This is a genomic window from uncultured Sphingomonas sp. (genome assembly GCF_964237155.1).
Classification (GTDB): domain Bacteria; phylum Pseudomonadota; class Alphaproteobacteria; order Sphingomonadales; family Sphingomonadaceae; genus Sphingomonas.
In genome coordinates this window covers 1-11,101 of the sequence record NZ_CAXSHH010000075.1, presented here as the reverse complement: position 1 = coordinate 11,101, position 11,101 = coordinate 1, and the positions used below count along the sequence as shown (strand labels likewise).

The 11,101-nt window shown below is 70.1% G+C and carries 12 protein-coding genes; 8 read left to right on the top strand and 4 right to left on the bottom strand.

Going from position 1 to position 11,101, the window contains the following annotated elements; all coding sequences use genetic code 11:
- Window positions 1–411: 411 nt before the first annotated feature.
- On the top strand, window positions 412–567 hold the full coding sequence (locus tag ACFE71_RS13030) for a hypothetical protein (RefSeq protein WP_375429221.1): 156 nt from the start codon (window positions 412–414) through the stop codon (window positions 565–567).
- Between the two features lie 121 nt (window positions 568–688).
- Complete coding sequence (locus ACFE71_RS13025) at window positions 689–1,741, top strand: VacJ family lipoprotein (RefSeq protein ID WP_375429220.1); 1,053 nt, start codon at window positions 689–691, stop codon at window positions 1,739–1,741.
- A 10-nt stretch (window positions 1,742–1,751) separates the two neighbouring features.
- Here the strand turns inward: ACFE71_RS13025 and ACFE71_RS13020 are convergent, their stop codons facing one another.
- Both ACFE71_RS13020 and ACFE71_RS13015 read right to left on the bottom strand, forming a co-directional pair.
- Window positions 1,752–2,024 carry a BrnA antitoxin family protein gene (locus ACFE71_RS13020; protein ID WP_375429219.1) on the bottom strand — a complete coding sequence of 91 codons (273 nt, stop codon included), beginning with the start codon at window positions 2,022–2,024 and terminating at the stop codon, window positions 1,752–1,754.
- Window positions 2,017–2,274 carry a BrnT family toxin gene (locus ACFE71_RS13015; RefSeq protein WP_375429218.1) on the bottom strand — a complete coding sequence of 86 codons (258 nt, stop codon included), beginning with the start codon at window positions 2,272–2,274 and terminating at the stop codon, window positions 2,017–2,019. Before ACFE71_RS13015 ends, ACFE71_RS13020 begins: the two co-directional genes overlap by 8 nt.
- Window positions 2,275–2,420: 146 nt before the next feature.
- Here ACFE71_RS13015 and ACFE71_RS13010 point away from each other — a divergent pair, with 146 nt between their 5' ends.
- From ACFE71_RS13010 to phbB, 5 genes are all read left to right on the top strand, one after another.
- Window positions 2,421–2,954 carry a hypothetical protein gene (locus tag ACFE71_RS13010; RefSeq protein ID WP_375429217.1) on the top strand — a complete coding sequence of 178 codons (534 nt, stop codon included), beginning with the start codon at window positions 2,421–2,423 and terminating at the stop codon, window positions 2,952–2,954.
- A 113-nt stretch (window positions 2,955–3,067) separates the two neighbouring features.
- Window positions 3,068–4,519, top strand: coding sequence for a S41 family peptidase (locus ACFE71_RS13005; RefSeq protein WP_375429216.1), 1,452 nt, complete (start codon window positions 3,068–3,070; stop codon window positions 4,517–4,519).
- Between the two features lie 27 nt (window positions 4,520–4,546).
- Entirely contained in the window at window positions 4,547–6,745 is a 2,199-nt protein-coding gene (locus ACFE71_RS13000; RefSeq protein ID WP_375429215.1) for a molybdopterin cofactor-binding domain-containing protein, read from the top strand.
- On the top strand, window positions 6,742–7,749 hold the full coding sequence (hemH, locus tag ACFE71_RS12995) for a ferrochelatase (RefSeq protein ID WP_375429214.1): 1,008 nt from the start codon (window positions 6,742–6,744) through the stop codon (window positions 7,747–7,749). Before ACFE71_RS13000 ends, hemH begins: the two co-directional genes overlap by 4 nt.
- Window positions 7,750–7,778: 29 nt before the next feature.
- Entirely contained in the window at window positions 7,779–8,501 is a 723-nt protein-coding gene (phbB, locus tag ACFE71_RS12990) for an acetoacetyl-CoA reductase (protein WP_375429213.1), read from the top strand.
- Window positions 8,502–9,086: 585 nt separating this feature from the next.
- Here the strand turns inward: phbB and ACFE71_RS12985 are convergent.
- A complete protein-coding gene (locus tag ACFE71_RS12985; protein ID WP_375429212.1) occupies window positions 9,087–9,461 on the bottom strand; it encodes a glycine zipper 2TM domain-containing protein in 375 nt (124 codons plus the stop codon).
- Window positions 9,462–9,615: 154 nt separating this feature from the next.
- Here ACFE71_RS12985 and ACFE71_RS12980 point away from each other — a divergent pair, with 154 nt between their 5' ends.
- Window positions 9,616–10,608, top strand: a complete 993-nt coding sequence (locus ACFE71_RS12980) for an esterase-like activity of phytase family protein (RefSeq protein WP_375429211.1) — start codon at window positions 9,616–9,618, stop codon at window positions 10,606–10,608.
- 63 nt (window positions 10,609–10,671) lie between these two features.
- Here ACFE71_RS12980 and rpmB read toward each other — a convergent pair whose 3' ends face one another.
- Window positions 10,672–10,968: a 50S ribosomal protein L28 gene (gene rpmB, locus ACFE71_RS12975; RefSeq protein WP_375429210.1), complete on the bottom strand. Its 297-nt coding sequence runs from the start codon at window positions 10,966–10,968 to the stop codon at window positions 10,672–10,674.
- Window positions 10,969–11,101 lie beyond the last annotated feature (133 nt).

Below are 11,101 nucleotides of genomic sequence, written 5' to 3'. Positions count from 1 at the left end.
TCAGGTCCTGGCGCGCCGCGTAGTTGCGACCCCAGTTGGTCGCGTTCTCGAGCGCGGCGATATCGCCGGTCGTGAAATCGGCCAAGCCGCTCAGTTTACGGATGAACCGGTTAGCCATGCTGATCGCCTACCGACTGGAGAAAAGAACTAAAATGGCGTTCTGTTGTTATACAGGGTTAGGTTACAGGGTAGCGTCTAAAGCTGGATCAAGTACGAACGATTATCGTCGCCCGCCAAGGCGGTAATTTGCGTCCCCACAGGGTCACCTTTCGTACGTAAAAAGATAACCATGACGCCAACCCACATTAAGAACGCGGAGCCGGTCGCGTATTCGGTCGTACAGGACGGTGCCGTCTGCGGGATCCATACGGCCAGGCCGCGCTGTCGCTGGTCGAAAGCCTGATCCACGGGTTGAAGGAACGCGGCGTCCTGACGATCGCCGAGGCGGTCGACGTCATCGAGACCGCCGCCGACGGCGCGGGATCGGGGCTGAGGCACGCCGCATCGCTGCTGACCGCGATGGCGTTGAGCCTTCAAGGCGACGCGAAGGCGGACGCCGACCAGTGACCGTCGGACGGTAACCGGGGCAGGGTCGCTCACGGGATTTTCATATCGCGCCGGTACCGGTATGCGCTCGAGGATCGGACGAGCGCGGCGCGCCCGATCGGGTCGACCGGCATCCCTCCCGATGCCGCGTCCCTTTGGCGAAGAGGACAGGCAGATCGGTATTACCGCCCTTGCGATCGCATCGGCATTGATCGGGGCGCCCGTGCCGATGCCGGCGCCGGCGTTCACGGGACATGCGATCCCCGCCGCCCCGACGGTCGGCGTCGATCAGGACGCCTCCGCCCGTCCGCCTTCGCCGTCCGATCCCGCCGCGCCGACCACGCCCGCCGATCAGGTCCGGCCGTCCCCCTCCGCCACGCCTCCGGACGCCGCCGCGGATGCGCGGGCGCCGACCGCCGGGCAGGCGGGCGACGTGGTCGTGATCGGCCGCGATCGGCGCGACGATCCGTTGTCGGCGGTCAACGAGCGGAGCTTCGCGGTGACGCAGGCGGTCGACGACGCGGTGATCGGTCCCGTCGCGCGGACCTACAAGCGCGAGGTGCCGAGCACGATCAGGAGCGGCCTGCGCAACTTCATCGCCAACCTACGCGAGCCGGTGGCGGCGCTGAACTACCTTTTGCAGCTGAAGCCCGGCAAGGCGGCCGAGACGGTGGGCCGGTTCGCGGTCAACACCACCATCGGCGCGGCGGGGCTGTTCGACGTGGCCAAGAAGCGGCCGTTCAACCTGCCGCGCAGGCGCAACAGCCTGGCCAACACGCTGGGTTATTATGGTGTGAAACCAGGGCCGTTCCTGTTCCTGCCGCTGATCGGGCCGGTGACGGTGCGCGATCTGGTGGGAAACATCGTCGACCAGCTCGCGATCCCGGTGACAAGCGTGCCGCCGCTCGACAATCCGGCGGTGACGATCCCGCTCCTCAATATCGGCGCGATCGATTTCCGTGCGGAAAATGACGAGCGGCTGACGAAGATCAAGGCGAGCGCCGATCCGTACGCGGCCGTGCGCCGGGCCTATCTGGAGCGGCGCACGGCCGAGATCGACGCGCTGCGCGGCCCGCGCCGGACGCGGGGCGGGCCGCCGATCGCCGGGCCGATCCCTCCGCCGGACCCCACGCCGCGCGTGATCGCGATCCCGGTCGCGCGCCCGGAGGACGGATCGCCCCGCGCCGATCGCTGAGCGACCGTTCCTAGAGTCCCACGACCTTGCGCAGCGCCTCGTTCACCCGCGTCTGCCAGCCCGGGCCGCTCGCGCGGAGGCGGGCGAGGACCTCGCGCTCCAGGCGAAGCGTGACCTGTTGACGGGTGGAGGTGGTGGAGCCGGGCGGCCGGCCGGGCTTGCGGACAAGGATGTCGACGATGTGCGGCGGATGCATTTCACTCGCGGGACGCGCGCGGGCGAAATCCTCGTCGGTCCATTCGGGATTGTCGTCGAAGTCGGGCGGGAGCGTAATCTCACTCATAACGGCGAAACTCCTTTCCATGAACGCGGCGGAAGCTGATCGCGCGAACCCCCGCTCCGGTTTCGGTATAGACAAGGCAGTGCGGCACACCGCTGATCCTTCCGAATGCTCGAAATCGCCGCTCGCCATAATCGAAGCGATTATCGACGGTCACGGTCGGCTCCGCGTCGAAGCCGTGGAAATCCTGAAACGACAGACCGTGCTTGAACCGATTGATCACATCCTTCGCAGGGTCGTACAGCAGATCCATCGACATTTAACGTAGCCACTAATAATCCACTCGGCAAGGATCCGCTCCGCTGGACGGTTAGGAAGGTCTGTTCGCATTTTGTTCTGTCCTACAACCTCCCGCCCGCGATAGGCGGGCCGTTCGACTCGGGGGAGGGGAGAACGGGGATGGTGGACGACAAGCCTTTTCGGGAACGGCATGACGGGTGGACGGCGGCGCGGCAGCTGGTGTTCCTGGCAAGGCTGGCGGAGGCGGGGTGCGTCACCGACGCCTGCCGGGCGGCGGGGTTGAGCACGACGTCGGCGCGGCGGGCGTACAAGCGGATGCCGGAGTTCGCGGACCGGTGGGACGCGGCGCTGGCGAGCCCGCGGCCCGTCCTGGCGCAGGCGGCGTTCGACCGGGCGGTGCATGGGGTCGAGGTGGCGATCCGGCGCAACGGCAAGGTCGTCGCGACGAGGCGGCGTTACTCGGACGGGCTGTTGCGATTCCTGATCGAGCGCGGCGACCGGATGGCCGAGCAGGCGCGCGAAGGTTGGCGCAAGCCGCCGCGACCGCTGGCGGAGGTGCATGACAGCATCCTGACGAAGCTGCAGGCGTTCGATGTCGTGCGGATGCGCGAAGAGGAGGAGGAGAACGCGCGCGAGCGGGCGGAGGCGATCGTCCATGCCGAGCGGATGCGCGCGGAGGGCAAGGCGCCGTGATCCGCACCACCCGGTGCATCCAGGATCGGGATATTCGCGTACATGTAGGGAACGGAAAAGGCCTGACAGGGCCATGTCCATGCGGTAAGCGACGGGAAAGTCGGGAGTTTTAAATGAAGCGGTCGCGTTTGGGATCGATGGTGGCGCTGGTCGCCCTGCTGGCCGGGTGCGGTGGGGGCGGAGGCGATGGGGGCGGATCGGGAGCGGCGACGCCCGCCGCGGTCGCGCCCGCGCCGACGCCGACCGCCACGGCGGGCTGCTCGCTGCGCGATCGGCAGGATTGGGCGGCGGCGCAGCTGCGCGAGTTCTACCTGTTCCCCGAGACGCTGCCGGCGGTGCTCGATCCGGCGGGGTTCGCGAGCGTGGACGCCTATGTCGACGGGCTGACCGCGACGGCGCGGAGCCAGCGGCGTGACCGGTTCTTCACCTACCTGACGTCGATCCGCGAGGAGAACGCGTTCTTCGGTTCGGGATCGAGCGCGGGGTTCGGGATACGGTTGTCGACGGACCTGCCGAACCGCCGCGTGCTGGTGTCGGAGGCGTTCGAGGGCGCGCCCGCGCTGGCGGCGGGGATCGACCGGGGAACGGAGATACTGGCGATCGGAACCGCGCCGGGCAATCTCAGGCCGGTGAGCGACATACTCGCGAGCGAGGGCGGGGCGGGGGTCACGAGCGCGCTGGGGCCGACGACGGCGGGGACCGCGCGGGTGCTGCGCGTGTCCGACCCGGCGGCGGGCGTGCGCGAGCTGACCGTGGCGAAGGCTGATTTCGAGCTGACCCCGGTGTCGTCGCGCTACGGCGCGCGCATCCTGACCGACGGGGGCAGGCAGGTGGGCTATTTGAACCTCAGGACGTTCATCTCGACCGCCGATCCCGCGCTGCGCCAGGCGTTCGCGGGCTTCCGGTCGGCGGGGGTGACCGAGGTGATCGTCGATTTCCGTTACAATGGCGGCGGGCTGGTGTCGATCGCGGAGCTGATGGGCGACCTGCTCGGCCGCGACCGGACGGGGACGGACGTGTTCTCGATCACCGCGTTCCGGCCGGAAAAGGCGTCGAACAACGAGACGCGGTTCTTCTCGCCCCAGCCGCAGTCGATCGCGCCGACGCGCATCGCCTTCATCGGCACGGGCGCGACCGCGTCGGCGAGCGAGCTGGTGATCAACAGCTTCGTGCCGTATCTGGGCGACCGCGCGGCCTTGATCGGGACCAACACCTTCGGGAAGCCGGTGGGACAGATCGCGGTCGACCGGACGTCGTGCGACGACCGGTTACGCGTGGTGGCGTTCGCGACGCAGAACCGCGACCGGCAGGGGAATTACTATGACGGCCTGCGCACCGCGGTGCGCGCGACCTGCGCCGCCGGCGACGACCTGGCGTTCCCGCTGGGCGACGCGCGCGAGGCGTCCGTGCGGTCGGCGCTCGATTTCTTGGGCGGCCGGAGCTGCTCCACCGTCGCGTCCGAGGCGCGGGCGGCGAGCGTGGGAGCCGTGTCGGCCGGGCGGCGCGCGCTGTTGACGCCGGACGCGCCGACCGCGCCGCAGCGCGAGGTGCCGGGGTTCTTCTAGGCGCGCGGCTCGGTTAGGGCCGGGCGGATGAGCGGGGGGATCAGCAGGCGCGGGCTCCTTGTGGGCGGCGGCGCGGGCATCGGGTTGGTCGTCGCGTGGGGCCTGTGGCCGCGCGACTATCCGGCGAACCTGTCGCTCGGGCCGGGCGAGCATCCGTTCGGCGCGTGGCTCAAGGTCGGCGAGGACGGGCGCGTGATGGTCGCGGTGCCACAAGCCGAGGGCGGGCAGGGCGTTTATACGGCCTTGGCCCAGATCGTCGCGGACGAGCTGGGGGCGGACTGGCGCACGGTCGGGGTCGAGGCCGCGCCGATGAACCCGGCCTATGCCAACCCGTTGGCGATCGCCGAGCTGTTCGGGGCGGTGCCGGGAGCATCGTTCGGCCGGGCGCCGATGCTGACGGCGGGGTCCACCTCCATCCGGGCGTTCGAGGGACCCGCGCGCGCGAGCGCGGCGGCGGCGCGGGTGCTGCTGGCGCGGGCGGCGGCGCGGCGGTGGGACGTCGCCTGGGAGGCGTGCTCGACCGAGCGGGGGTTCGTGGTCCACCAGGGCAAGCGCGTGCGGTTCGCCGAGCTGGCCGCCGAGGCGGCGGCCGCGGGCGCGGGCGGGCTGCCCGACCCGTTGCCGATCGGGCGGGGCGGGGCGGGGAGGCTAGTCGGGCGGTCGGTGCCGAGGCTGGACGCGCCCGCCAAGGTGGACGGATCGGCGAACTTCGTGGGGGACGTCCGGCTGGCCGACATGGTGCATGCGCGCGTGCGCGCCGGGCCGTTGGGGGACAGTCGGCTGGTGCGGATGGACCGAGCGGCGGCGGACCGGGTGCGCGGGATGCTGCAGGTGGTGGAGACGCCGACCTGGGTCGCGGCGGTGGCGACGACCGGCTGGGCGGCGGAGCGCGGCCTGGACGCGCTGGCACCCCGATTCGAGACGCGGGGCGTCGTGCCGGACGATGCGGGCGTCGCCGCGGCGTTGGATGCGGCGCTCGAGGGCGAGGGGACGCGGATCGCGGAGCAGGGCGACCTGTCGTCGGTCTTCCGAGGGGCACGACTGGTGACGGCCGAGTACCGGGTGGCCCCCGGCGTCCATGCCGCGATCGAGACGGCGAGCGCGGTGGCGGCGTTCCGGGACGGGCGGTTGGAGGTGTGGTGCCAGACGGAGGCTCCGGCGCACGCGCGGGTGGCGGCGGCCGAGGCGGCCGGGATCGGCGAGGATGACGTGATCGTCCACCCGATGCCCATCGGTGGGGGGTTCGGCGCGCGGCTGGAGACGGACGCGATCGAGCAGGCGGCGCGGTTGGCCGTGGCGCTCAAGCGACCGGTCAACCTTGCATGGATGCGAGGCGAGGAGATCGCGCGGGGGCGACATCGGCCGCCGGCCGTCGCGCGGATGGCGGCGCGGCTCGCGGCGGGCGGGTCGATCCTGGGATGGAGCGCGAAGATCGCCTCGCCCCCGACAGGTCGCGAGCTGGCCGAAAGGCTGACGGGGCGATCGGTCGGGCGGATCGCCGCGATCGCCTCGCCGGGCGATCGGTATGCGGTCGGCGGGGCGGTGCCGCCCTATCGGCTGCCGGCCTATGCGGTCGATCATCACCCGGCCGAGACAGGCCTGCCGACGGGGCATCTGCGCGGCGGGGCGCATGGGTATACGTGCTTCTTCACCGAGTGCTTCATCGACGAGCTGGCGCATGTGGGGGCGTCGGAGCCAGTGTCGTTCCGGATCGGGATGCTGGGCGGCGACCCGCGGCTGGCGCGATGCCTGCAGACGGCGGCGTCGCTCGGCGGATGGGAGGGCGGCGTCGCCGGATCGGGGCAGGGGATGGCGTGTCACGGCTTTCGCGGGAGCCGCATCGCGGTAATGGCGGAGGCGGACATGGGTCCGGATGGGCGGCCCGTGGTGCGACGGCTGGTCGCGGCCGTCGATTGCGGGGCGGTGATCAACCCCGATCTGGTACGCCAGCAGATCGAGGGCGGGTTGATGTTCGGACTGGGGCAGGCGCTGGGCGCGTCGACCGGCTTCGCCGCCGGGCGGCCGATCGAACGCGGGTTCGATCGACTGTGGCTACCCCGGCTGGGGGACATGCCCGACATCACGGTCGAGCTGATCGCCAGCCCCGAACAGCCAGGTGGGGTGAGCGAGCTGGCGGTGCCGCCGGTCGCGCCCGCGATCGCCAACGCGCTCCAGGCGGCGACGGGGGTGCGCATCCGGTCGTCGCCCCTTAGATCGGGTGGATGACCCCATCCCCCGACCATCCCGCCATCCCGGCCCGCAAGGTGGGTGTGCTCCTGACCAACCTGGGCACCCCCGACGAGCCGACGCCGCAGGCGGTCAAACGCTATCTGCTCGAGTTCCTGTCGGACAAGCGGGTGGTCGAGATACCCAAGCTCGCCTGGCAGCCGATCCTGCGGGGGATCATCCTGCGGACCAGGCCCAAAAAGTCGGCGCACGCGTACGGGTTGGTATGGACCGACGAGGGATCGCCCCTGGCCAAGATCACGCGGGCCCAGTGCGCGGCGCTGCAGGGCGCGTTCGGGCCGGACGTGATCGTCGATTACGCGATGCGTTACGGTAATCCGGCCATCGGCGACCGGATCGACGCGCTGAAGGCGGCGGGGTGCGAGCGCATCCTGCTGGCGCCGCTCTATCCGCAATATTGCGCGGCGACGACCGCGACCGCCAACGACCGGGCCTTCGCGCATTTCGCGGCCAAGCGGTGGCAGCCGGCGATCAGGACGTTGCCGCCCTATCATGACGACCCGGCCTATATCGGCGCGCTCAAGACACTGGTGGAGGCGGAGCTGGCGGCGCTCGATTTCGAGCCCGAGGCGATCGTCGCGAGCTTTCACGGCATGCCGCAGAGGACGCTGGAGTTGGGCGACCCCTATCATTGCCATTGCCGCAAGACGGCGCGATTGCTCTCCGAAGCGATGGGGCGCGAGCTGATCACCGCGTTCCAGTCGCGCTTCGGCCCGGCCAAATGGCTGACGCCCGCGACCGACACGGTGCTGGAGGAGCTGGGGGCAAAGGGCGTGAAGAAGGTGGCGATCCTCGCGCCGGGTTTTTCGGCCGACTGTATCGAGACGCTGGAGGAGCTGGCGATCCGCGGGCGCGAGAGCTTCGAGGAAGCGGGCGGCGAGCGGTTCGCGTATCTGCCTTGCCTGAACGATAGTCCGCCGGGGGTGGAAATGCTGCGCAGCATCCTGGGGAAGGAGCTTGCGGGCTGGGTGCCGGTTTCATAGCATCGGCGCAAAGATAAAGGAGAGACTTGATGGCGCGTGTGGCGATCGTGACGGGCGGAACGCGGGGGATCGGCGAGGCGATCAGCCTGGCGCTGAAGGAGGCGGGGATGACCGTCGCGGCGACCTATGCGGGCAACGACGCGCGCGCGGGCGACTTCACGGGGCGGACCGGGATCAAGGCGTGTAAGTGGGATGTCGCCGATCATGAGGCGTGTTTGGACGGCTGCATGCGAGTGGCGGATGAGCTGGGGCCGATCGACGTGGTGGTCAACAATGCGGGCATCACACGCGACGGCACGATCATGAAGATGAGCTATCAGGCGTGGCGCGAGGTGATCGACACCAATCTGGGCGGTTGTTTCAACATGGCCAAGGCGGTCTTCCCGGGAATGCGCGAGCGGAAATGGGGGCGGATCGTCAATATCGGGTCGATCAACGGGCAGGCCGGGCAATACGGCCAGGTCAACTACGCCGCCGCCAAGTCGGGGATCCACGGCTTCACCAAGGCGCTGGCGCAGGAGGGCGCGAAGTTCGGCGTGACGGTGAACGCGATCGCGCCGGGGTATATCGACACGGACATGGTGGCGGCGGTGCCCGGCGAGGTGCTGGAGAAGATCGTGGCGCGGATACCGGTCGGACGGCTCGGGGCGGCGGCGGAGATCGCGCGGGGCGTGGTGTTCCTGTGCGGGGAGGAGGCTGGGTTCGTCACCGGGTCGACGCTGTCGATCAATGGGGGGCAACATATGTACTGACGGGCGAAGGCGCGGCCACGCCCGCGCCGATGCGCAAGCGAAGCGAGCGCATCGCCCGGCACGGCCGACGGGGCGGCCGCGCGAGCGGGCGGGCCCGTTCGACGTCATGGCGGCGGCTTTGCTGTCGCTTGTTGTTCCCAACCCTCTCCCGCTTTCGCGGGAGAGGGACAGGCGCGTAAGCGCCAGGGTGAGGGCCGGACCGCTCCCGGATAGGCCCGGCTTTCACCCTCGCCGCGGCTACGCCGCGTCTTTCCCTCTCCCGCGAAGGCGGTAGAGGGTTGTCGGGGTGTCCTGGAGAGAGGGCCTGCGGCGAAGCCGCAGGCTGACGTCGAACGTATCGCTTCGCGCCCGTCGGCCGGTTTGGGCGCCGCGCTTGCTTCGCTTGCGCAGCGCCCGAACGAACAAGAGGGCCGGCTCAAATACGCCGAGCCGGCCCCCCGCCCCCAATACGCCACGCGGGAGCGTACACACCGCCTACGGGCGGTAACTTGTGAAAAGGTTAAGGGCGACGGCTAAGCCGCCGCTGGACGTCGGACGGGCTCGTCGGCCTAGCCGACGACCCGCCGGCCGGTCCGACCGCGGTCGTCAGCGACGACCGCAGTCGGACGAACGCTCGATCGCTCGCCCCGCCAGCGCGCCGCCGCCGGCGCCCAGCACGGTGCCGAGCAGGCGGTCGCCGCGCGTGTCGATCGTGCGGCCTAGCAGGCCGCCCGCGATCGCGCCGACCAGCGTGCCGGTATCACCCGAGCGGCAGCGGCCCTGGCGGTTGCTGTAGCCGCGACGGTCGCGATACTGGCGACGCTCGTAACGATCGTCATAGCCGCGATCGTACTGGCTGTAGCCGCGGTCATATTGGCTATAGCCGCGATCGTGGCGTTGCGCCTCGGCGGCGGTGGTGGGGACGAGCGCGCCGGCGGTCATGGTGAGCGCGGCGGCGGCGAGCGATAGCTTGGTGAACATGCCGGTACTCCTTGGCTTGATCGATCCGGCTCCAGGGATGATCCCCGCCGCCGATGTGATGGTTCTAGGTGATTCGCATTGACCCGATCCTGAATGTCGCTGTTATGCGCGGTTAAGGGTGCCGCGGCGCCGACCGGCGGCTATGGCCGGCGCGGTGCGCGTTTGGTTCTCTCTTCTGCTCGTCCTGCTGATCGGGCCCGGATGGTCGGGAGAGGAACGGGTCGCGCTGCCCGGTGACGGCGCGCGCGTCACGGCCGAACGCGTCGCGCTCGCGCCCGGTGACCCGGCGGTTCGTCGGGCGGGTGCCTTGGTTTTCCTAGGCGGGGTGGCGTTGTCGAGCGACGACCCCGCGTTCGGCGGTTTTTCCGCATTGGCCGTCCGGGGCGAGCGGTTCACGCTCCTGGGCGATGGCGGAACGCTGGCGCGGTTTCGCATGGGGGCGGACTGGACACCGCGCGGTTTCGATCTGGATACGCTGCCGGCGGGACCTGGGATGGGCTGGCGAAAGGCCGACCGCGATGCGGAGGCGATGGCGATCGATCCGCGGACGGGCCGGACCTGGGTCGCGTTCGAGAACGCCAACGCGATCTGGCGTTACGCCCCCGGCTTCGCGCGCGCCGAGCGTTGGCGCAGATCGCGAGCGATGGCGCGTTGGCCGGAGGCGGGCGGCCCGGAGAGCATGGCGCGCCTGCGCGACGGACGTTTCCTCGCGATCTCCGAAACGCGTCGTCCGCCGCGGACGGCGGACGGCAAGCGGCCGGAAACGCGCGTGGGGCTGATCTTCGCGGGCGATCCCGCCGGGCGGATCACACCCGTGAGGCGATTCGCCTATCGGCCGGAGCGGGGATACCATCCGGTGGACATGGCGGAGTTGCCGGACGGACGATTGCTGGTGCTGGAGCGGGGGTTCGTTCCGCCTTTCCGTTGGCGCACGCGGATCGCGCTGGTGGCGCGCGGCGCGGTGCGCGCGGAGGCGACCGTGCGCGGGCGCACGGTCGCCCGGCTGGTCCCGCCGATCGTCACCGAGAACTTCGAGGGGTTGGCTGTCACGCGCGAAGGCGGCGCGACGGTCGTGTGGCTGGTGTCGGACGACAACCGGCTGCCGATCCAGCGGACGCTGCTTCTGAAGTTCAGGCTGGACGCATGAAACGCGAAAGGCCCGCCGCCCGGGTCGGGGCGGCAGGCCTTCGAGCATGAAACCGGAAACGGCCTAGGCGGGGACGGCGGTCGCAAGCTTTTTCGTGATATCCCGCTTCAGGCGGCGCGCGCGCAGCGATAGCTTTTCGTTCGAGGTCTTGACGAGCCAATTGTCGAGGCCGCCATTGTGCTCGACCGAACGCAGGCCGTGCGCCGACACGCGCAGGCGGACGGGACGGTCGAGCGAGTCGGACAGCAGCGTCACGTTCTGCAGGTTGGGCAGGAAGGTGCGCTTGGTCTTGTTGTTGGCGTGGGAAACGTTGTTCCCCACCATCCGGCCCTTGCCGGTCAGCTCGCAGATGCGCGACATGATGTTCGTCCTGGTGTTCGGGCGTTCGGAAAGGGTGGGCGGATAGCGGGGGTGCGGTGCGAGGTCAACCGCGCTTGACGCTCGGCTCCGCGTCGGCGCACCGGGGAGGCGTGTTCTCCCTCCCCCACCCGAT